The organism is Paenibacillus planticolens (assembly GCF_013141725.1).
Lineage (GTDB): Bacteria > Bacillota > Bacilli > Paenibacillales > NBRC-103111 > Paenibacillus_E > Paenibacillus_E planticolens.
The window spans coordinates 218,925-242,189 of sequence record NZ_WHNZ01000086.1 but is presented as its reverse complement, the minus strand read 5'-3'; the positions used below and the strand labels follow the sequence as shown (position 1 = coordinate 242,189).

Below are 23,265 nucleotides of genomic sequence, written 5' to 3'. Positions count from 1 at the left end.
GGAGGTTTGCTAGATGAATGTTGATTATGCTGAACAAAAGCAAGCGCTACCAAGACAGGCTGTCTCCGCTCGTCCAGGCAAGTGGAGAACATTTTATTTAAAACTGCGAAGAAATAAATTAGCGATGCTGGGCGGGTACGTTATTCTTTTCTACATCCTTGTCGCAATCTTTGCTCCGCTTCTGGCACCATACGATCCCTATCATATTGAATTAGCGAACAAACTCAAGCCTCCCTCAGCCGAACATTGGATGGGGACGGACGATAAGGGTCGCGACATGTTAAGCCGGTTGATCATCGGGACGCGTCTCTCGCTCTCAGTAGGATTTGTCGCCGTGTTTATCGGAGCTTTCTTCGGAGTCGTTCTCGGGTTGTTTGCCGGCTATTACGGAAAATGGGTGGATACCGTCATCATGCGTGTGATCGACGTTTTGCTTGCTTTTCCGGGCATATTGCTCGCACTCGCCATCGTAAGCGCCCTCGGTCCCAGTTTGATCAACGTAATGATTGCCATTGGCGTATTTTCGGTCCCCATGTTCGCTCGGATCGTCCGAGGTTCGACCTTATCGATTAAAAAGCTGGAATACATCGACGCGATTCGCTCTTTGGGAGCCAGCGATCTGCGAATTATATTCGTGCACATTTTTCCGAACATCCTGTCCCCGATTATCGTGCAAGCCACACTAAGGCTCGCAACGGCCATCCTCTCTGCCGCAGGTTTGTCCTTCTTAGGACTCGGCGCTCAACCGCCTTTGCCTGAGTGGGGGGCCATGCTGAGCAACGGACGCGACTTTTTATTCACCGTACCTTATCTGGCTTTATTTCCGGGACTTGCCATCTCGACATTAGTTATCGGATTTAACGTATTTGGAGACGGGCTCAGAGACGCATTGGATCCAAGAATGAAACATTAAGGGGGATATCCATGTTCGTATACATCATTCGCCGGTTGCTTCAGATGATCCCGGTACTGCTAGGCGTCATTCTCGTCGTATTCCTGATTATGCAGCTCGTGCCGGGCGATCCGGCCGTACTGCTCGCAGGAGAAGGTGCTTCCGTAGAGACGGTTGAACGCATCCGACATCAATTGGGGCTAGACCAGCCCTTGCTTGTTCAATATTTCCAGTACGTCATCGACGTGGTCCGGGGAGACTTTGGGATATCGCTTCGCTCCAATCTGCCTGTTTTTAATGAAATCATGATTCGCTTGCCAATCACGATCGAGCTTGCTGTGGCCAGCATATTCATCACGATTGTTTTCGGAATGCTCGCCGGCATCATATCCGCTACGAAGCAATATACGCTATCTGATATCACCATCATGATCATCGCTCTGCTCGGTGTCTCCTTGCCCAGCTTCTGTCTCGGGCTCTCGCTCATTTACTTTTTCTCCGTGAAGATGCACCTCTTTCCTGTCGCGGGCTGGGGAACATGGAAACATGTTGTGCTCCCGGCAATCACTTTAGGAGCTTCAGGTGCTGCCATTGTCGCTAGGATGACGCGCTCCACGATGCTGGATGTCATTCGCCAAGATTACATTCGAACAGCCAAAGCGAAAGGCTTGAAATTACGCGTTATTATTTATAAGCATGCCCTCAAGAATGCACTGATTCCTGTCATTACTGTGGTGGGCTTACAGTTCGGCGTACTGCTCGGCGGTACGGTATTAGTAGAATCCGTATTTGCCATTAACGGACTCGGACGGCTGATTGTAGATGCCATTCGCATGCGTGACTTGCCTATGGTACAGGGTGGCGTACTGGTCGCCTCCATCATTTTCGTCATGGTTAACCTTGCGGTTGATGTCCTGTATCGCAACTTCAACAAACGGATCGAGCTGGATTAAAAGGAGGGAACGAGATGCTTAAACAACAAGAAAAGGTTTTGGAAGTAAGCAATCTTCAAACACACTTCTTCACCGACGAAGGCGTAAGCAGAGCCGTTGACGGCATAGATTTTACGCTCCATAAAGGGGAAACGCTCGGACTTGTAGGCGAGTCGGGCTGCGGCAAAAGCATTACTTCGCTTTCCATCCTCAGGCTGATCGCAAGTCCTCCCGGGCGAATCCTTAACGGGGAAATCCTGTTCAAAGGACAAGACTTATTGAAGAAAACGGATAAAGAAATGGGTGCCATCCGGGGTAACGAAATCTCGATGATTTTCCAAGAACCGATGACTTCTTTAAATCCCGTCTACTCGGTTGGGGAACAAATCGCGGAAGTGTTTCGCCATCACCAGAAGCTCGGGAGAAAGGAAGCCTGGGAGAAAGCAGTCGATATGCTGCGTCTGGTCGGTATCCCCTCCCCGGAGAAACGCGCCAAACAAGAGCCTTACGAACTTAGCGGAGGCATGCGGCAGCGGGTGATGATTGCCATGGCGATGGCTTGCAACCCGGAGATTCTGATTGCCGACGAGCCGACAACCGCTCTTGATGTAACGATTCAAGCGCAAATTCTGGATTTGATGAAGCTGCTCCAGAAGCAAATGGGCATGAGCATCATTATGATCACCCACGATCTCGGGGTCGTTTCTGAAACGTGCGATCGCGTAGCCGTGATGTATGCCGGCAAGATCGTGGAATATACCGATGCCGGCGAGCTATTTGCCAATCCGAAACATCCCTACACGATAGGATTGCTTAACTCTCTTCCTCGCACAGACCAAGACCAAGAAGAACTGCAAGCGATCAAAGGAAGTGTCCCAAGTCCATATAACATGCCTGCGGGATGCCGTTTTGCCCCCCGTTGTCCTCATGCGAGAGAACTTTGCCAGACAACTGTACCGGAGCTGACCGACGTCGGAAACGGCAGTCAGGTTCGCTGCTGGATATATACACCGGAGTGGAACGCAGAACTTGATGCGCATATGAAAACGGGGGGTTCAATCCAATGACAATACCTGTGGAGCGTGGCAAGGATAAGAACGTTTTAGTTGAAATCAACCATTTGAAACAATACTTTCCGATTAAAGGCGGCATCTTAGGGCGAACCGTGAACCATGTAAAAGCCGTAGACGACATCAGCTTTAGCATCTATGAGGGAGAAACGCTTAGCATTGTAGGTGAATCAGGCTGTGGCAAATCAACCACAGGGCGAGCCCTATTGCGTCTGGATGAACCGACCGGAGGAGATATCCGCTTTCAGGATAAGGATGTCCTTGGCCTGAATAAGAGTGAGCTCAGAAAGCTGCGCAAGGACATGCAGGTCATTTTCCAGGATCCTTTTGCATCGCTGAATCCGAGGCAAACCGTTCGCCAAATTCTCGGCGAAGCATTGACCATTCAAGATGTCATTCCGAAGGAAAAGCGGACAGAACGCATCAAAGAACTGCTTGACAATGTCGGGTTACGGTCCGATCATATCGACCGGTACCCGCATGAATTCAGCGGCGGTCAGCGCCAACGTATCGGCATCGCACGCGCATTAGCTGTGGAGCCGAAGCTTATCGTCTGCGATGAAGCCGTTTCCGCACTGGATGTGTCCATCCAAGCGCAGGTGCTGAATCTGCTGAAGAAACTGCAGCACCAATATCAGCTCACTTATTTATTTATCTCCCATGATCTAGGCGTGGTACGGCACATCTCCGATCGGGTGATGGTCATGTACCTAGGTAAAATCGTAGAAATCGCGGACAAAAAATCGCTTTTCGATAACCCGCAGCACCCTTATACCAAAGCGCTCCTTTCCGCTATTCCTGTACCCAATGCCAAGGAAAAGAAAGAACGCATCCTGTTGACCGGCGATGTTCCCTCTCCGATTAATCCGCCTCAGGGATGCCGCTTTAATACGCGCTGCCCGTTTGTCGTCGAAGCGTGTAAATCCAAAGAGCCTGAGCTGCGTTTTACCGGTGAAGGACATCAAGTGGCTTGCCACCTGGTAAATTCTTGAAATCCCTTGATTTCATTCGCATTATCAAGACGAATAATTTAAAATAGTAAAGATACCAACTATTAAAACCGTATGCAGAAGGGATCTCATGCTTAGCTTTGAGGGTTTTACCTTACTCATTTTATTTTTTATTCTAGCTCCAATTATTGGAGCTATTACTTTATTATTTTTATTTGTTTTTGAGAAGCGCATTGATCTCCTGGAAAACAAAACGAAGAAGATCGAGCTGGAGAAAGAGCTCCAGCAATCGCTTTACAACCAATTAAACCAGCAAATCCAGCCCCACTTTTTATTCAATTCACTGAACGTCATTCTAACCTTAGCGCGATTGGAGCGTACGGAGGAATTGGTCAGAGCCCTTGAGGTCTTCTCCCAATTCCTTAAGTTTAAGTACAAAACCACAGAACCTGTGATTCCTCTTCGGGAGGAAATTCGTTATACAGAGTACTACATCGAGATTCAAAAGCTTCGTTTCGGCACTCGCCTTACGGTCACACTAACGTGCGAGGAAGAAGTCCAGGAAGCCTATATCCCGCCTTTTGTTTTGCAAACCATTGTTGAGAATGCGTTTAAGCACGGGTTGGAACGGAAAATCGGCGCCGTGAACCTGGATATCCGTTTCTTCCTCGAACATGAGACGGCAAACCTTCTGGTCTTCGATAATGGCACGATGGAGCAAGCGGAAGAAGCGATGGAGGTGAAGAGCGGGCATGGCTTGGACAACATTAGACGCCGTCTGCATCTTTATTTCGCCGATCAGGCTAGCTTACAGATTCAATCAATCCCTGAGACAGGTACGAAGGTGCAAGTCAAATGGCCTTTCATCGTAGAACCTAACTAAAAGAGGTGCCCTAATGAATGTATTGCTCGTGGATGATGAGCCCCTTGAGCTGGAACAGCTTGAATATTTGATTCACCCGCTTTTTCCTTTTTGGAACTTGTACAAAGCATCCGATAGCTGCCAAGCTACGGCCATTAGCCAAAAGGTAAAGATTCATCTTGCCTTTCTTGATATTAATTTACCGGGCAAATCAGGACTGGAGCTTGGCGAAGAGCTGCGTCAGCATAATCAAGATATTGAGCTTATTATCGTCACCGCCTACCAAAACTTCCATTATGCCAAACAGTCCATCCGTCTGGGCGTGGTAGACTACATGACGAAGCCGGTCATTCAAAGCGAACTGGTTGATATTTTGAGTAAATACCGCAACAAGATGCCTCAGTCCAAGTACTCTCATGTGATTCATGACGCGCTGACTATCATCCATGAGAAATTTGCCGAAAAGCTCGCGCTCGCCGACCTTGCCGCAGAGGTGCATATTAACCCAACTTATTTAAGCCGCCGCTTTCATGACGAGGTGGGGGTGTCATTTTCCGAATACTTGATGCAATACCGCATTCAGATTTCCAAAAAATATCTCGTTTCCCATCCCGATTGGAGTATCTCTACAGTATCGGAGAAAAGCGGCTTTAACAGCCAGCATTACTTTTGCACCATTTTCCGTAAAAGTACAAGCCAAACACCTAAAGAATATCGCGAGAAGGAGAAATAACTTTGCTTTACCAATCATTTCGTGAATATGCGCAGGGAGCAGCCAAGATTGGCATCGGCCTGGGAGTGATATCGATCTTAGCCAGATGGGTCACGGGCATTACCATCTTCGCCTCCCCCGAAGCGCTGGTCAAATATGGCATCTTTGGCGGAATTGGCTATGCGTTGATGGGAGCTATTGCGCTCATGGCTTTTGGCTGGTTTGGGAAAAGGGTGCGTAAACAGTATGGCGACGGCTTGACCATCGGGGATTTTTTTCAATTTAAGCTGCACCGCCTCGGCTATTGGATGATGATTGCTATCCTACTGATCACCAGTATCGAGGGCTTATTTATGCAGGGAATGGCTGCCGGTGTGCTTGTCAACATTTTATTCGGTATCCCGATTTCTATCGGCATGCTTTGTTTCTTCTTGTTTTGCGTCGGCTATGTCGGCTTTGGCGGGATTGTCCTCATTCAGCGCCTGGCCTTCGTTCAAGTCATCCTGATGTTTGCCGCAGCCATCCTCATCCCCCTTTATTTTTTCATCGCTAAAGGGGTTGAGAACGTTTATCAAGGCATTCGCCTGTATCATCCCTATCTGCTCGTGTTGAACAATCATGAAGGATTGTTTTTTATGTGCACAGGCCTATTAATTGGCTTCGGGCAGATTTTCGTCGACCAAGCGACGTGGCAGCGTCTGTACATGCTCGAAGGCAAAAAAATCGTGCCCACCTTCCTGCTTTCCGGGCTCATCTGGGCAACCGTTCCGCTAGCTTTTTCTTCGCTGATCATGGTCGTTATATTTACAGGCAGTTTTAATAACATTTATTCGCTCTTATTTGATCTGATCCGCAAGATTGACACGATTTTCCTGCTGGTGTTGTTCGTCCTCTGTTCATTCGGTGCCGTTACCTCCTCCTTTGGTGCAGGGCTGCACTCCATGATCAGTCTCATCGCGGGCAACGTGTATCCGATCTTGAAGCCGGACGCGAGTGAAAAGCAGAAAATGCGCATGGGATACATGCTGGCGGTGGCGATCGGCGTTCTGTCGTTTGCGCTTACCTTTTTTTTCACACCTACGCTTCTGGAGCTGCTGTTTTTCTTTGGTATTATTTATGCAGCACTCATTGTCCCTCTCCTGTTCATCGTTTTTAGCAAAGGAAAAGTGGACAATTTCATACCTCTCTGCGCTCTGATCGGATTGATCGCGGGCTATACGAGTCGATACAAGTTAGGGAACTTGGATGCCGTCTGGGTAAGTATGATGGTGTCAAGCCTGCTGGTCATTGTATATTGGGGCAGTAAGTTTATTAAGAAACACCTGGGTAATCATTGAAAGGAATCCATTTATATGCTTCGGTCCTACTTATTATTAATCTTTTGCGTTACGGTTTGGGGGAGCAACTTTGTTTTTGGCAATATACTGGCCAAACAATTCTCCCCCTTGTTTCTTGCCATGGCGCGCTTGTTGTTCATATCCTTGTTTCTGCTCGGCTATACACGGGTTCGACATCGCTTCGTTTCCGTTCGCAAACAAGAGTGGAAGCTGCTCATCCTGCTTGGCATCATCGGCGTATTTATTAACCAGTGGTCATTTTATCAAGGCTTACAAACGGCCGACCCGACCACCTCGGCGCTTATTCTCGCGCTGACTCCTATTACGACAGCCCTTTTAGCGGCCCTATTTTTAAAAGAAGCTCTAACGGTAACCATGCTGGCTGGCTCGCTTGTGGCCATCACAGGGGTGTTTCTCGTCGTTTTTAACGGTGCCCGACTTGAATTTCATATAGGTCACCTCTGGATCTTTGTCACGATGATTACGTTTGCCATCTCCATCGTATTAGTGCGTCTACTGGCTCGCAGACTGCCCCCCATCATTACCACGCTGTATTCGACCTTGGTCGGGTTCGGCACGATGGTGCCGGTCGTACTAGCGGGTGGGACGGGCTGGAGCATCAGTCATGAAGCCTGGGCATGGGTCTTGTTAATTGTCACGGCAATTCTGATGCACGGCATCGTCACCCTCATTTGGAACAGCCAACTGCAAAAGGTTGGCGCCGCGAAGGCCGCGATGTTCTCGAACCTGGAACCGTTTGTCGCGATGATTGTCGGATATGTGATACTTGGCCAGCTCGTTACCTCGCAGCAGTTGTTCGGTTCCCTGTTCATCGTGGGTGGCGTTACCTTGGCATCTTTAACAGGAAAATTTCCCTCTAAATGGCTCCAAAGAGGACCTCGCAGGGAATATTGAAGAAAAAACTCCCGTTAATTCGACCGAATTCCGAGAATTCTCATGAAATCGGCGCAATTAACGGGAGTTTTTCCTGTTAAATGGATCTGACAAGCTTCTGCAGTCAAATTAGAGGGAGCTTTTCCCTTTATTTTGACCACCCCAGCCTCAGAGCCTTCATTTATTTAACTGATGCACATAAAGTTCTTCTTCGTTTACTTCAATTTCTTGTTGAGTCTTCGAATCGAACCACCAATGATGTCCGTTCTCCGCCAATAACGCATCGGACTCGGCTGGTCCGTTAGTGCCCGCCGCATACAAATGAAGCGGAACCAGATTCTCTTGGAATGCTTCCAAGATGGGGTGAACCCAAGACCAGGCCAATTCAACTTCGTCCCAATGCGCAAAAAACGTAGGATCTCCTTGAAAAGCATCGTAAATTAAATTTTCGTAAGCCTCGGGAACATCTTCATGACTGTCATGGAAATCGATTTGAATGGGCTTGAACTTCCCGGAATGCTGCGGATCTCGCGTATTTAATTGCAGCGAAATGCGTTCGTTCGGACTAATTTCAAAGACCAGAAGATTAGGTACTTGACCGTCATCATTTGCCTGCGAGACCTTCTTAAACGGTTCTTTGAACTCAATCACGATCCGGGTTGATTTCTCCTGCATTCTTTTGCCTGTCCGGATATAAATAGGGACTCCCCGCCAAAAGAAATCGTCGATCTGCATTCTGGCCGTAATAAACGTTTCGTTCAAGGATGAACTAGCAATCCCAGGTTCGGAAGTATAGCCGACGACTGGTTTTCCAGCGATAGTTCCTGCTTTGTACTGCCCGCGGATAACGTTGGCGCTAACATCTTGTTTTTGCAGCGTCTCGAGGTTTTCCAATACCATTTTCTTCTTGAAGCGCACCATCTCGGAATTGCTTTTGTTCGGAAGGTGCATCGTCAGCATCATCAGCAATTGCAGCATATGGTTTTGAAACATGTCTCTTAACGCGCCTGTATGATCGTAATACCCCGCTCTTTCTTCAACACCGACTGTTTCGTTGGCCGTAATCTGAACGTTGGCAATGTAATCATTAGCCCATATTGCACGAAGAACAGGATTGCTCTGCAGCAGAGCCTCAAGCTTCTGCACCATCGGTTTGCCGAGATAATGATCAATTCGGAAGATTTCGTGTTCCGCAAAAGCTTTGCTCAGTTTCTGATTCAAATCCCGAGCAGATTGCAAATCATGGCCGAAAGGCTTCTCGATCACCAGACGCTTCCAGCCATTCGCGGAACCAAGCCCGCTTTCTTCGATATTATCTGCGATCGTTCCGAAAAATTCAGGTCCGACAGATAAATAGAACATGCGGTTCGGTGAAAGACGAAGCTCCTCTTCTCTATGTTCAATCAACCGCAGCAGCTTCTGATAATCTTCTTTACGGTCTATATTCAGTACACTATAGCGGAATTTACGCAAGAAATTTTCCATTAATTCAGGATTTTTCGCTTTACGCCTGGAGAACATATCGATAGATTGTTCGACATTTGCCCGGAATGATTCATCAGTCAGTTCTCTTCTTCCAAGACCAATCAAAGAGAATGATGGCGGCAGCTTTTGATCGACAAACAAATTATACAGAGCAGGGTAAATTTTTCTTTTGGCTAAATCCCCTGTCGCTCCAAACAAAACAAATGTGGTTGATTCCATTTTCATACTCCTTCCAACCGAACTCCCTTGATCATCCGTAGCTCTGGTTTCTTATTCGTAATTCCACTATAATAAAATATTATCCATTAATGAAATCAATATATTTCACAGGAGATATAGACAGCATATATGATCAATAATTACGAATTGTATAAGGTTTTTTATTGGGCTGCGAAGACAGGCAGTTTGACTCAGGCTGCCAAGGTTCTATTCATTACCCAACCTAGCGTCAGCCACGCCATCAAACAGTTGGAAGACAGTTTTGGTATCGCCTTGTTTTACAGGAATTCCAAAGGGGTTGCCTTGACCCAAGAGGGAGCTATCCTTTTTTCTTACATAGAACAGTCCCAGAACTTCATATCACGAGCTGAAGAAAAAATGGCAGCGCTTAAAAATCTGGACAGCGGAGAGCTGAGAATCGGCGGAAGCGATTCATTGTTCAAGCATTATTTGCTTCCGTACCTGGAAGACTTTCATCAGAAGCGGCCTGGCATCAAACTTCACCTGAATCATGGAACAACGCCGGAAATCATTTCCTTCTTAAAAGAAGGCAGAATTGATTTGGGCGTCGTTCGTATGCCGATTGTTGATTCCCAGCTTGAAGTGAGGGAAAGTATTCAGCTAAAGGATTGTTTTGTAGCGGGGGCCCATTATGCCGAGCTTAAAGATGTGGTTCTATCGCTGGATATGCTGCTCCAGCATCCCATCATTCTATTCTCGCGCAATAGCCGGGCACGTATGGCCATTACGGAATTATTTCAAAGCTACGGCTATGAACTCAAGCCTGAAATCGAGGTCGGGAGCGTAGATCTTCTCATCGAGTTTGCACGGAAAGGACACGGGATCTCTTACGTGACCAAAGAATTTATTGCGAAGGAGCTTGAAGAAGGCTCCCTCTTCGAGATTCAATTAGACGTGCAGCTGCCGCCTACTCATGTAGGAATTATGACGATGCGCAACATGCCTCTTTCCAGTTCAGCAAAGGGGTTTATTGAGCTCGTTCAATAGATTTCTCCTAAAGAAAACGATAACAAAATGACAGGGGTGCAGCTTTATGGAAATCGGATTGTCAGTGAACCAGCGAAATCAACTTGCAATCACCGCAAGCATGCGGCAATCCATGGAAATCCTGCAGTTATCTTCTATTGATCTTCAGGAACATTTGCATACGCTTGCAAATGATAATCCGATCATGGATATTCTCCCCCCAAGCAAAACAGTTTCAGCTATATCCCGTAGTTCCCATAAAGCGTACGGTTCTGCCGTACCCGGCGACTGGTGGTTAAATTTAAATATGTCCTCTTCCCCTAACTTGGAAAACATCGTGACGGAACAATTGAATTTATCCTCACTTGAATCTCGCGTATGTTCTTTCATTGTGGGCTGCTTGGACGATAACGGTTACTTAACGCAAACGACAGAATGGATCGCCAATTATTTGAACACCGAGTTATCCTTGGTTAAAAAAATCGTCACGATGATCCAAGGCATAGATCCTGCCGGGTTAGCTGCTTCTTCGTTGGAGGAGTGCCTCTTGTTACAGCTTCCCCCTGCTGATCGGAAGGACAGTCTGATTAGTCATTTGATCCAATTTGAATTACAGCCCATCGCAAATGGAAAGATCAAGTCACTGGCCAAGAAGTACGCCGTCGAACCTTCAGCTATCCAAGGGGCCATTGATCGAATCAAAGATTTGAATCCAAAACCTGGTGCGATGTTCGGGCATGATAAGCCACAGTACGTAATTCCGGATTTATTTTTACGTAATCATAATGGATCTTTCGAAATATATCTTGAAAATGATTTCTTGCCAAGGGTTCGCTTAAATCCACATTATTCGGATCTTTTGTTAGAAAAGCAGCAGCCTAAAGATGTAAAGCATTTTCTTCGTAAAAAACGACAAGAAGCCCGCTGGATCATGCAATGTCTCGATTACCGGAAGTCAACACTGTTGAAGATTGCCGCAGCGATCTTCGATAAGCAAACAGAGTTTTGCAAATATGGCCCTTCTCATATTCAGCCCATCTCCATGCGCATCATCGCGGAAGAATTAAATATTCACGACTCTACCGTCAGCCGCGCCGTCAATCATAAATATATCATGACACCTTGGGGATTTTATGAACTCAAGCATTTCTTCTCCTCCGCTCTTAAGCAAACCGACGGGGAATCCGTTTCGGCCTTAACCGCCAAGGAACGAATTAAAGAAATCATTTGCTCAGATGATAAGCGCGCTCCGATCTCCGATCTTAAAATATCAGAGATCCTGCAGCAAGAAGGCATAATAATTTCTCGCCGTACGATAACAAAATATAGAGAGCAAATGAACATTCTATCGACTGCCCAACGAAAACGCTATGAAGCATAGAGAAGCGGCTATCCCATAAATAGATTCTTTTGGGTTCCAGATCCTTACTTTACGAAGAAGGTGAGGTAAGTTAACTGGAAAATCTCCCTCCCTCTAAATGGCTCGACTGATGACCTTGCAGGGAATTTAGAAGGCAAACCTCCCGTTAATTTGACCGGATTTCGTAGATCTTGACGAAATCGGTGCAAATAGAGGGAGTTTTCCAGCTAAATGGATCTGACAAGCATCTGCAGTCCATTTATAGGGAACTTTTTCCTTTATTTTGACCACAGAAGCATAACTACTGGGAAGGCTATCCCACAAGTCAAGAAATGACTGGGGGTAGCCTCTTTGACGCGACTTACCTTGGAGGCGGACGAGATCGCTATCATTCGAAGATGCCTCACCAACAAGAATCCCTTCTTTATCCACCCCAATCAATTTCTTAATGCTGCCGCCAGTAGCCCCGCATATAGCACCAACGCGGTTCCGTGCTGTTCATTGCGAAGATTAGTTTTTGCGCAAATATTTAAACCCTTTTTCAAGTTTTCTATTTCCACATGTTAATGAACTTGAACTCTAATTCAAATCATACTAATAGAGTATAAAAACAGTCGTTACAACTTAAAAAAGGAGTGAAATCTATTGACACAAGATCAGTGCCTAAATTACAATGTGAATACAGGAAAATATTTTGCGCAAATATTTATCCTAGCTTAAACCATACATTCTGTAGTCAAATATCAATGCTCAAGGGGGAAAAGTATGAGTAATAAGAAAATTGTTGCCACTTTGTTAAGCGCTTTCTTTGTTTCTTCCGTTGTTTTATCAGGCTGCAGCACCAGTACAACAAGCACTGCAACCTCCGCACCAGCAGAAAAACCAAAAACAGAAACTGCAACGGAAGCACCGAAGGCAAAGAAAGATGCTGTATCGTTGACTTTAGCGATTTGGGATAAAGGTCAACAGGATGCAACAGAAGCCATAACAGCGGAATTCATGAAAGCAAACCCCAATATTACAGTAAAAGTGGAAGTTACTCCTTGGAATGACTACTGGGTCAAAAGATCGGCGGAAGCCACCTCAGGTACATTGCCCGATGTTTTCTGGATGCACAGTGGTCAATTCTTGAAATATGCAACAGGAAAATTCATTAAACCACTCACAGACAAAGTAAAAGCCGGGGAAATCGATCTAAACAACTACGTGGCAAACTTAGGAAACGTCTACACCTTAGATGGCGTCCCTTATGCAGTGCCTAAAGATTTCGACACGATCGGCTTAGCCTATAACAAAGATCTATTCCAAAAAGCGAATATTCCATTTCCTGATGACACATGGGATTATGCGAAATTAGCTGAAGTGGCCAAAAAACTTACAGATCCAAGCAAAAATATTTATGGATTTGCCGCAAAAGCTGACACTCAAATTGGATATTGGAATGATATGTTAGCCTTTGGCGGTTCCATCCTTTCTCCAGACATGAAAAAATCCGGTTACGATTCTCCTGAATCGATTGCCGCACTAAAACAAAGATATCAAATGATCCTGGACAAATCCTCACCGACACAGCAACAAATGACGGATACAGACCCTCGCGAAATGTTTAAATCCGGAAAACTGGCGATGATGTTCGAAGGATCGTGGCAAATCAACGATATTTATTCCAGTGATATTATGAAAGGCAAATGGGATTGGGCTAAGCTTCCAAAAGGACCGAAAACCCGCGGTAATATCATTAACGGTTTAGGTTATTCCATGTCAGCTGCAGGCAAGCATCAAGATGAAGCTTGGTTGCTAACGAAGTTCCTGGGCTCCAAGCAAGCTGCGCAAATATTTGCTGATAAAGGCGCTGCGATTCCGGCATTTAAAGATACCCAAGATGCATGGCTGAAATCGAAACCGGATTTGAATTTAAAGGTTTTCCCAGAGCAAGCCAAAGAAGCTACCCCATATCCGGCGGGCTCGAAGTCTTATCCGGTTTGGTTTGAAAAAGAATCCCAAATCATGGCTCCCGCGTTCGGCGGAAAACAAAGCATCGAAGACGCTGCAAAAGCGGTTGCGAAAGCAATGAACGACGCGATCGCCGCAGAAAAATAATGGCTTCATACGTTTAGATCAGACCTAAAAGTAATTGGCTCTGAAGGTTTACAGAGCCAATTACTTTTTAAACTATGGCAAGGAGTGTTGAAAAAAGAAAATGTCAAAATTCCGAAACCAATACTTACCCGCTTATCTGTTGGTTGCTCCTACCGTACTTTTAGTCAGTTTTTTTTATGTGATTCCTGTTATCATATCCGTGCTGCTAAGCTTTGTGAAATCCGAAAATTTCGGATTAAGCAACAAATGGGTTGGTTTGGACAATTACAGAAGGTTGGTGGAAGACAAGCAATTTTGGGGCGATTTATGGAACACGTTCCATTATGTCATTTTATTTGTTCCGCTGGTATTAGTGGCATCGACGATTCTCGCCTTATTGTTAAACCAAAAAATTAAAGGGATATCCCTATTCCGAACGATTTATTTTCTGCCGCAAATTACACTTCCCGCCGCAACAGCCTTGGTATGGGTCGTTTTGTTTAACAAAGATTACGGGCTTATCAATCATGTACTCGGAACAGATATCGGGTGGTTGTCCGATTCAAGAACGGTCATGCTGGCACTTGTGACGACCTCGGTCTGGGGAAGCGTCGGATTGAAGATGATCATCATCCTTGCCGGCTTACAATCAATCCCAGCTTCTTTATACGAAGCCGCTGCTCTTGAAGGCGCCAACGCTTTGAGGAGATTTTGGCATATTACACTCCCTTTGCTTACGCCTACCTTATTTTTCGTAGCCATCATTTCCGTCATTGAAGGAACGCAAGTTTTTGACGGCATTTTATTTTTAGTCGGCAAAAACAGCATCGTGCTAGACGATGTTCGCTCTCTTGTTTTCTCTTATTATATTAATACATATACGATGGACGATCCCAACTACGGTTCAACGATCATCGATATTTTATTATTCATCAACCTCATTTTGACAGCCATACAATTTCGTTTGTCGAAAAAGTGGGTATTTTACGAATAGGAGGCCCTCAAATGAGTTCTCATATTAAATCGTATAACAAAACCAATTACTTTGCCCAAACTGTCTTAATTATTGGAGCCATCGCCATGTTGGTTCCATTCATCTGGATGGTTCTGACTTCTTTTAAAACCGTAACCGAGACGACGCAAATTCCTTTTAAATATTTCCCGTCCCACATCAATGCTAAGAGCTTTCCCAACGCTTGGAAGGCACTTCCCTTTACTCACCTGTATCTCAACACGATTATTGCGGCTTTTTTCAGAACGGTCGGACCGCTGATCTTCAGTTCAATGGCTGCTTATGCCTTTGCCAAAATTGTATTCCCGGCTAAAAACTTTCTTTTTTTTCTGGTTCTATCGGTCATGCTCGTACCAAATCCCGTATTCTATACGCCTCAATATTTCATCCTCAACAAACTGCATCTGATCAATACGGTTCCGGCCTTATTTATTACAGGCTTGGTCAGCCCTTTCGCCACATTTTTGCTGCGGCAGTTTTTTCTAGGGTTGCCGAAAGAACTCGAAGAAGCGGCCATACTCGATGGGTGCAACCATTATCAGACGCTTCGTTTGGTATTGCTCCCTTTGGTCACGCCAGCTTTGGCAGCCGTTGCCATCATCCATACGCTATGGACATGGAACGAATTTACATGGCCTTTTATCGTGAACAGCAGTCCTGATAAATTGACTTTAGCTACTGGTTTGCGAAATCTCGTGGGACAGTATCAAACGGATTATCCTACTTTAATGGCAGGTGCGATTATGGCGATCATACCTATGCTCATTGTATTTATCATTTTCCAAAAACGCTTTATTGAAGGTGTTGCATTCACCGGTTTAAAATAGTCGGCACACAACAAAAAAGCCACAGTCTGCGAGGAATCCCTCCCCTGACTGTGGACTTTTGAACGTGAACAAGGTACAAACTACGGCGTAATCTCCTTGCAAGAGCTTCTTTCGATCAATTCCGTCTTTAAGCTGATATGAATATTTTCAATATATTTGTTGCTGATCAAATCAATAAGCAATTTGACAATGAGCTGGTTAATATCATATTTAAACCGTCTTACCGTTGTTAGCGGCGGAATCATGAACTCCGATAATTTAAGATCGTCGAAGCCAACAATGGAGATATGATCGGGTATTTTCAAATTAAGCTCGAAGATGGCCTTCATGGCTCCAAAAGCAATGATATCGTCAAAACAGAAAAACGCAGTTATGTTAGAATTCCCCTGCAATATCGCTTTCGCTGCTTCGTAACCGTGCGTTAGACTAAAAGAACCATAACTGATCTGTTCGTCTACAACCTGTAAATTCAGACTTTTAAATGCATCCATGCAGCCTTGCATCCGATTCATATTTACCAAATGATCAACAGGACCGGCAATAATGCCAATGTTACGATGTCCCAGATTATATAAATATTGAATGGCGTTATTAGCCCCATTGTAGTTATTGTAATCAATGTAATTCCAGTCCTTCTCCATGTTCCGCCCATTCGTAACGAAGTAAGGAATGTTGTTATTGATTAATTCATCCACAAGCTCATCATTCGTAAAAGGCGCAAAAATAATGGCGGCATCGATCAATTTTTCCTGAATCATTTTATTGGACATGGAAGATCGGTCGATTTTACCTGTATTTGTTGTCAATACAAGCTTATGCCCTAAACTCTCCAACTCTTCTTTCAGATTGTTCAAATCGACAGAAGACGAAGGATCATCATCGATAAAATCGTTTTGATTTGGAATAAAGACGCCGATCGTATAAGAGATATTACTTAGCTTTTGCAGCGTGGTACCTGGCGTGTATAAGTATTCTTTCACAACATCCAATACTCTTTGTTTGGTTTCCTCGCTGAAATTTCCTTTATTGTTCAACACCCTGGAAACGGTAGTTACGGAAACATTAGCAATTTCGGCGATATCTTTTAATTTCAGCATGACGATCTTCCTTTTTCCTTCCCGAAGGAAAAGATGGTTTATTTGAAAAAAAATGCGCAATTTCTTGCAATGTTAATTAATTGTATGCCCGTTTATTCCTTTATGTCAATATCTCATGTTACAAACTGAAAAGAAATGGCCCATTCCGCGACATGGTCGACAGTATGGGCCAATCACGCATCAATTATACTTATTGAAATCTGATTTCATCGATTGTAATGGTTCCGCTGCTGCCCCACCAGAATGACATTGTTAACTGTCCCGGGGCTGTACGATTAACGCCATTGCTTACTAAATTTATAGCGATATCTTTATAAGATGTTGTAATGGTATCGCCACTAAACGCTCCCAGCGTTTTCTCAACTCCCCCAAGCGCAAGATGGAATTGGTTTTGTTCGCCGCCGGCACTCCCTTTTACACGGATAATCATTGTGTTGTAGGCTGAAATATCCTGCAGTACATCGCTGCCAAACCATCCGTTGTTATTATATTGCAAAGTGAGACCTTTGCTATTGATGACACCGGAACCTCCCGTGCCGTTAGTAAAACCATTTGCTCCCGTCCATTTGCCCAGATCGTTATTGCTCGGCCAGGTTGGCGTATTGTCAAAATTATCTAAGAGCAAACTTCCAGTCGGCGTTGGCGTTGGCGTTGGTGTTGGTGTCGATGTTGGAGTTGGCGTCGGAGTTGATGTTCCTCCTCCAACAATCGTAATTCGGTCGAAGTCTGGCGCATACGCCGTCGCATTGGAAAACTTGATCGTATTATTGCCAGCTTGCAAGCTTACTGTGGTTTGTAACGTCCCCACCGTTGTCCATCCGCCACTGCTTGGGAAATTTAACGATACGGCTGTTCCTCCATTAACGCTCATACTTGCTGACCTGCTGGAATCCCCGTTCAAATAATCTATTTTAAGCGTATAGGTCCCAGCACTTGTCACATTGACGTTATTGAATTGCAAAGTACCGTTGTTGTTTCCTACGTATCCTACTTTATTCCCTCCTGAGCAGGTGGGGCAAGAACTCACAGCAGCCGATCCCGCCAATGTGTTTGCGCTAGCTTCTGCCTCATAGGATTGAGATATCGGCGTTGGTGTTGGTGTGGGAGTCGGGGTTGATGTTGGTGTTGCGGTTGGCGTTGGCGTTGGCGTTGAACCGCCTGAAAGGCTGTAAGATAACGTGCTATCACTTTTCAAGCTATTGAAGGTGCCCAGATTTTGATCGCTAGGATCTTGCCCGATTCCTACTTTGCCGAGCGGCGTCCTTCCGCCTGTGTAATAATTCGTATTCGCAAACCTTAAACTCGGTTTGTTCCCAGCAGGATCAAGAACGGATACCGCCAACGTATAAGTTCCGACCGGAAGATTAGACGGAATCGTGAACGTACCGGCAACTGTATTTACGGCAGGGGCATTTGCATATGCCCTGGAGGAAGCGTTCCAATTCGTACCCGGCAGCCACGATGTTATATCTGTATTGAAAGTCCCTGTCCATGCAACGGAACGATCTGCTCTTAGAAGACTCGCTTCAACCGGCCATTTGTAATACATAGGAGATGAACCTTTGTTTACAACATTAAGCGAAACAGTCATTGCCCCGCCAGGTGATACGTTACCCGAGAACGTAGCTTGATTGATTAAAAAGCGATATCCAAGCACTCTCTGCATAGCTGTAGCTCCAGCTTCAACGGAACTGTTGCCCGCGTTATAGTCTGAGATCCAACCTAAGCTAGACGTATGTGTGTTCATAATCCAGTCAATCACATAGTTGGTATTGGAAGTACTGCCTAATGTCCCATCCGGACTGCCGCCAAGATGAGATTGATCTCCCCAATCATAAGCGACTTCTCCGCTGTTTATTTGCGTTCTCCACGTATCTCTGGCAATCTCACCGTTGCCGCCAGCCGCGTCATCCGGCAGAGCAAAGGAGTCCCACTGAATGCCAAAGTTATAATTGGTAAACGTTTCGGGATAGCGAATCATCACCTTTTTGTTATGAAAAGCGGCCTTATAAGCATCACCTAATGCAGTTTGGAAACTTAATGGAATACGATCCGTACCGTCTGCAAATTTAAGCGGGTAGATATGATTTTCTCCCCAGTTTCCATACAACCCAAGTTCAATGGCTGCTACACGGGGATCGTTGTCCCATGCTTCTCCCAGCTTGCCGATAAAAGCAACTAGTCGAGATTTCAGTGTATCAGAAAGCCATTCGTTCACCGGATCGCTATGCGGCACTCCATCTGGCCAGAATTCCCCCGTACCCGGATAGACAATGACAACACGCGGAACAACTTTCATATTTTTATTTTCGATCCCTGCCCAAGAAGCATTGCTCCAGTCTTTGATCTTCTGAACAGAATCCGTTGCATAATTCTCCAGATCCGTATATTTAATATAGTGTTTGTAAATATCAGAATACTCCCTGTCTGGAAACGAGGAGTCATTGATATATCTTGAAGGTCTAAACCCGATAATTGGGTTTTTGAAAGCTTCGGTTGATTCGGAAAGATTAACGGTAATGTTCCCCGTTGCGGCGACTGCCTTGTTTTGCAAATCAGCCTTACTCAGTTGGATACACAAAATTGTAAAAATCAAAAAAACGGCAAATAAGTTGATCTTTTTCATGTCATTTACCTCCTATTTTTGGTTGCGCTTACAACTCAAATCAAGAAATAGATACATAGCCAAGAAAAAGCAACGTTAAAAATTTGCGCAAGTTTTAACAAGGTTAGTGTACCCTCTATCTTAGATGCCGTCAATCACTTTTCACTTGATAGCCCTTCATATCGTAGAATACGCAACTCGTATTGACAGTCAGAAAAATTAGGAATAAAATCAAGGTATAAATTATTTGCGCAAAAATTTTACTACAAGGAGATTATTCACATGGAGGATACCTGTCAATCGATACAACTCATACATGGCGAATATTGGTGGGGCGGGGTTATTAACGATGGCGCTCTCATGCCCTTCGGCAATGCCGACTATTCGCGTAATTTGCGCACTATAGACGATAATCAAGCCTCTCCCTTGCTGTTATCGAACAAAGGGCGATATGTTTGGAGTGATCAGCCTTTCGCTTTCTCTTTTCATGAAGATGAACTAACGATTCATCATGCCAATAGCCCCGTTATTATCGGGCAAAACGATCACAATCTAGCTGCAGCTTTTACTCATGTATCACGCACTTATTTTCCATCATCGGGAAAGTTTCCTGATCCCTTGGTATTTTTATCACCGCAATATAATACATGGGTTGAAATGTTTTACGAACCGACACAAGATAAAACCATTCAATATGCGAAATCCATTTTAAATCACGGATTTCCTCCAGGGATATTAATCATTGACGACAATTGGATGATGGACTATGGCAACTGGAAATTCAATAAGGAACGATTTCCCGATCCTAAGGAAATGGTTCGCGAATTGCATCAACTAGGATTTAAAGTCATGCTCTGGGTTTGTCCTTATGTCAGTCCGGATAGCGCTGTTTTTCGAATGCTTCAGAACAAAGGCTATTTGCTTAAATCAAAAGATCATACACCTGCCTTACGGCAATGGTGGAATGGCTACAGTGCTATGATTGATTATTCCATGAAAGAGGCTGTGGCATGGTTCCATGAACAACTGGATGATCTCGTTACGAGTTATGGGATCGACGGTTTTAAATTTGACGCCGGAGAGCCCATCATTCCGGATGCCGATGATTTTAGCAATTCCGTTATATGGGCTAACACGCTGCCGCTCAACGATGATTGCCATGCATTCGCAAAGATAGGAACTAAGTATCCGCTCAGCGAATACCGGATGTCTTGGAAGAACGGAGGACAATCACTCATTCAACGCCAGCGGGATAAAGCTCATAAGTGGGGACGCGGTGGATTGGCTGACCTTATACCTAATGGCATCGTGCAAGGACTGATGGGTTATTCCTACAATTGTCCAGATATGATCGGGGGCGGATTAGACGGAGACTTTAATTCATCCGACTTCACATTTGACAGCGAATTATTCGTCAGGTATGCGCAATGCTCCGCTCTATTCCCCATCATGCAATTTTCGTTAGCTCCTTGGCGGGTACTTCATGGTGACCACCTGAATTATTGCTCTGACATCGTTAAGTTAAGGGAACAATTGGGGCCAGAGATTCTGGAGCTCGCCCAGCAATCCGCAGCGACCGGAGCTCCAATTATGCGACACTTGGATTACGTATTCCCTAATGAGGGATATGCACTCATCAATGATCAATTTATGCTGGGCGATCAAATTCTCGTTGCGCCTGTGCTTATCAAAGGGCAAACCTCTCGCAAAATTCAATTTCCAGCCGGTACCTGGATTGGCGATGATGCCTCTATCGTTCAAGGACCGGCCGTGGAAGGGGTCCAAGCACCTTTATCCAGACTTCCGTGGTATCGAAAAAAATAATCGTTTGGCTGAAGTGCAAAAAACCAGCAAACTCAAGGGTTTGCTGGTTTTATGCAAACGACTAAATCGGGAAATCTCATATATAAGATCCCCATCAGACTAATATCTTTAACTCTTTGGCACGCTGTATCGCTTGTATCCGATTATTGACAGCCAGCTTTCTATACAAATTCTTAATATGCGATTTAACCGTTTCAGCTGCGATGTTCATCTGTGCACCGATTTCCTTATTTGTCAGTCCATCGGTCACTAAGCGAAGAATTCTCGTCTCCCTCTCTGTCAGAATAACGTGTGGTGACCCCTTCACCTTCTGCGCTGCAGTGAGACTCTCCATTGGCGGCGTAGCGGATGCAAGTATCGCATTTCTCTGGTTCTTTCTTATTTTATCCCATGTTTTCGATAACCGTTCCTCGGTTACGGGCTTCATCAGATAGTCGAGCGCATGCGCTTCAAAAGCTTGAACGGCATAATGATCATACCCCGTTACGAAGACCACATCGATAGATCTATTGAGATCAGATAATAAGTTTGCAAACCGCATCCCATTGATTTCCGGCATATAAATATCAAGAAATGCGATATCAACCGGATTCGCTTTGACGAATTCATAGGCTTCCAATGGGTTCATAAACGTATGGCAATCGTCAACTTCGCCACTTTCCACAAGCAGCCTCTTCATACGATTCACAGACAACTCTTCATCATCCACGATAATGGCGTGCAGCATATTTTAACCTCCTATTGGCACTAAAGGTCTTACAGGAATGTCGAAGAATACCTTGGTACCGCTGCCTTCTATGCTTTCAATGCAAATGCCCTGCCCGTAAAGCAGCTTGATCCGCTGATTTATGTTCCATAATCCAATTCCTGTACCCTGTTTCTTCCCATCAGCATGCCATATTTCCCCCAAGGTGGTTGCGGACATGCCGCTCCCATTGTCCTCTACGGCAAAACGAACGACACTGCCCGTTTCATTTTTGACGGATATGCTCACTGTCCCCCCTCGTAGGGTGGTCATCAAACCATGCTTAATTGCATTTTCTACCAACGGTTGCAGAACCAATGGGGGAATCCACATATCCAGATGGAGATCCACATCATAGGCCACTTCTAATCTGGCGCCGAAACGCGCCTTCTCAATATTCACATAAGCTTTGACCAACTTCAGCTCATTTTCAATGGTTGTCAGGGTATCCATTTGTTTGAAATTAAAGCTGCTTTTCATATATTGCGATAAATCCAGTATTAATGCTTCGGCCTTTTTGGGGTCATCGATGCACAATGAAGCTATTGAATTCAGGGAGTTATATAAGAAGTGAGGTTTAATTTGGGAACGTAAAAAGGAGATTTCCGCATCCTTAGCGGCTGTTTGCAGCCGTTGATTCTTCAAAAGTATCTCTTTGATGGTCTCGTTTAATGAAATGAATGACCAGACGGCCGCTACCGTAATTACCATATAAATAACATTAAACAGGAGAAATTTGGTGGAGATCCCCCTAATGAAAGACCCCGACGCTGCGCCTACAAAACAATAAAAGATGGATAGAAGCAGTGCAAGGTTTATTCTTCTCCTTTTGGATGCATGCAGGAAAGACTTCTGGCACATAAGAATAGCTGGCATACTGACGATAAGGGTTATGACCGTTGTATAGAAGCCCAGATCCACACCAAGATATAGGCGATATAGGATAATCGTCGCTGTTAGGAATAGTCCCGTTCTCCAACCGCCGTACAGGGTTCCTAATAATAACGGGACAATTCTAATATCCAACCGAATTCCGGAGGTAACGCTCGCAGGAAAAGACATGCATAGAACGATCGCTAGCGCCAATAGTAGCGCATGGATGAAATTGCGGTTTTCCCTTTCCTTCTCAAGCTTTTCTGCAAAGAATGTCTGGAACGTGAAGATTAACGTTGCAACAAGTGCTAGTTGAAGCAGAAAGTCTTTGACTATATTCATACGCCTTGAATCACCTTCTGACTTTACGGAATACCATTTCGACTTTTTTGTATTTAATTCGACATTTTATTTAAAATGCCTTTTCTTATAAACATGAAAATATTTGCTATGGCTTTATAGGCAAGAGGCCGCCCTCCCTGTAGAACATCCTACTGGGAAGG

General features: G+C 45.0%; 19 protein-coding genes. 14 read left to right on the top strand and 5 right to left on the bottom strand.

Annotated features, from left to right (window positions below):
• Positions 1–13 precede the first annotated feature (13 nt).
• The 8 genes from nikC (at position 14) to GC097_RS33620 (ending at position 7,670) form a co-directional block, all read left to right on the top strand.
• On the top strand, positions 14–913 hold the full coding sequence (gene nikC, locus GC097_RS33655) for a nickel transporter permease (protein ID WP_171687620.1): 900 nt from the start codon (positions 14–16) through the stop codon (positions 911–913).
• 11 nt (positions 914–924) lie between these two features.
• A complete protein-coding gene (locus GC097_RS33650) occupies positions 925–1,845 on the top strand; it encodes an ABC transporter permease (RefSeq protein ID WP_171687619.1) in 921 nt (306 codons plus the stop codon).
• 14 nt (positions 1,846–1,859) lie between these two features.
• A complete protein-coding gene (locus GC097_RS33645) occupies positions 1,860–2,891 on the top strand; it encodes an ABC transporter ATP-binding protein (protein WP_171687618.1) in 1,032 nt (343 codons plus the stop codon).
• Positions 2,888–3,886 carry an ABC transporter ATP-binding protein gene (locus GC097_RS33640; RefSeq protein ID WP_171687617.1) on the top strand — a complete coding sequence of 333 codons (999 nt, stop codon included), beginning with the start codon at positions 2,888–2,890 and terminating at the stop codon, positions 3,884–3,886. The genes GC097_RS33645 and GC097_RS33640 overlap by 4 nt, the downstream gene beginning before the upstream one ends.
• A gap of 88 nt (positions 3,887–3,974) precedes the next feature.
• A complete protein-coding gene (locus GC097_RS33635; protein ID WP_171687616.1) occupies positions 3,975–4,727 on the top strand; it encodes a sensor histidine kinase in 753 nt (250 codons plus the stop codon).
• Positions 4,728–4,740: 13 nt separating this feature from the next.
• Positions 4,741–5,439 carry a response regulator transcription factor gene (locus GC097_RS33630; RefSeq protein ID WP_171687615.1) on the top strand — a complete coding sequence of 233 codons (699 nt, stop codon included), beginning with the start codon at positions 4,741–4,743 and terminating at the stop codon, positions 5,437–5,439.
• 2 nt (positions 5,440–5,441) lie between these two features.
• Complete coding sequence (locus GC097_RS33625) at positions 5,442–6,755, top strand: sodium:solute symporter family transporter (protein ID WP_171687614.1); 1,314 nt, start codon at positions 5,442–5,444, stop codon at positions 6,753–6,755.
• A 15-nt stretch (positions 6,756–6,770) separates the two neighbouring features.
• The gene (locus tag GC097_RS33620) at positions 6,771–7,670 is read left to right on the top strand and encodes a DMT family transporter (protein WP_171687613.1); all 900 of its coding nucleotides are present in this window, start codon (positions 6,771–6,773) and stop codon (positions 7,668–7,670) included.
• 156 nt (positions 7,671–7,826) lie between these two features.
• On the opposite strand, the gene zwf is transcribed toward GC097_RS33620, so the two are convergent.
• The gene (zwf, locus tag GC097_RS33615) at positions 7,827–9,353 is read right to left on the bottom strand and encodes a glucose-6-phosphate dehydrogenase (protein ID WP_171687612.1); all 1,527 of its coding nucleotides are present in this window, start codon (positions 9,351–9,353) and stop codon (positions 7,827–7,829) included.
• Positions 9,354–9,482: 129 nt separating this feature from the next.
• Between zwf and GC097_RS33610 the strand changes: the two genes are divergently transcribed.
• The 5 genes from GC097_RS33610 to GC097_RS33590 all read left to right on the top strand — a co-directional run bounded on the left by GC097_RS33610 (position 9,483) and on the right by GC097_RS33590 (position 15,618).
• Positions 9,483–10,361 (top strand): LysR family transcriptional regulator, encoded by an 879-nt coding sequence (locus GC097_RS33610; protein WP_171687611.1) that lies wholly within the window; start codon positions 9,483–9,485, stop codon positions 10,359–10,361.
• 46 nt (positions 10,362–10,407) lie between these two features.
• Complete coding sequence (gene rpoN, locus GC097_RS33605; protein WP_171687610.1) at positions 10,408–11,721, top strand: RNA polymerase factor sigma-54; 1,314 nt, start codon at positions 10,408–10,410, stop codon at positions 11,719–11,721.
• 744 nt (positions 11,722–12,465) lie between these two features.
• Positions 12,466–13,800 (top strand): ABC transporter substrate-binding protein, encoded by a 1,335-nt coding sequence (locus GC097_RS33600; protein ID WP_171687609.1) that lies wholly within the window; start codon positions 12,466–12,468, stop codon positions 13,798–13,800.
• 100 nt (positions 13,801–13,900) lie between these two features.
• Entirely contained in the window at positions 13,901–14,773 is an 873-nt protein-coding gene (locus GC097_RS33595) for a carbohydrate ABC transporter permease (protein WP_171687608.1), read from the top strand.
• Positions 14,774–14,784: 11 nt separating this feature from the next.
• Complete coding sequence (locus GC097_RS33590) at positions 14,785–15,618, top strand: carbohydrate ABC transporter permease (RefSeq protein WP_171687607.1); 834 nt, start codon at positions 14,785–14,787, stop codon at positions 15,616–15,618.
• Positions 15,619–15,698: 80 nt separating this feature from the next.
• On the opposite strand, the gene GC097_RS33585 is transcribed toward GC097_RS33590, so the two are convergent.
• Together GC097_RS33585 and GC097_RS34875 are read right to left on the bottom strand one after the other, a co-directional pair.
• Positions 15,699–16,775: a LacI family DNA-binding transcriptional regulator gene (locus tag GC097_RS33585; RefSeq protein WP_171687606.1), complete on the bottom strand. Its 1,077-nt coding sequence runs from the start codon at positions 16,773–16,775 to the stop codon at positions 15,699–15,701.
• A gap of 130 nt (positions 16,776–16,905) precedes the next feature.
• On the bottom strand, positions 16,906–19,341 hold the full coding sequence (locus GC097_RS34875) for a DUF4832 domain-containing protein (protein WP_171687605.1): 2,436 nt from the start codon (positions 19,339–19,341) through the stop codon (positions 16,906–16,908).
• A gap of 261 nt (positions 19,342–19,602) precedes the next feature.
• Here GC097_RS34875 and GC097_RS33575 point away from each other — a divergent pair, with 261 nt between their 5' ends.
• Positions 19,603–21,144 (top strand): glycoside hydrolase family 31 protein, encoded by a 1,542-nt coding sequence (locus tag GC097_RS33575; protein ID WP_171687604.1) that lies wholly within the window; start codon positions 19,603–19,605, stop codon positions 21,142–21,144.
• 94 nt (positions 21,145–21,238) lie between these two features.
• Here the strand turns inward: GC097_RS33575 and GC097_RS33570 are convergent, their stop codons facing one another.
• Positions 21,239–21,871, bottom strand: coding sequence for a response regulator transcription factor (locus GC097_RS33570; RefSeq protein WP_171687603.1), 633 nt, complete (start codon positions 21,869–21,871; stop codon positions 21,239–21,241).
• A gap of 3 nt (positions 21,872–21,874) precedes the next feature.
• The gene (locus GC097_RS33565; protein WP_171687602.1) at positions 21,875–23,104 is read right to left on the bottom strand and encodes a sensor histidine kinase; all 1,230 of its coding nucleotides are present in this window, start codon (positions 23,102–23,104) and stop codon (positions 21,875–21,877) included.
• Between the last annotated feature and the right edge of the window lie 161 nt (positions 23,105–23,265).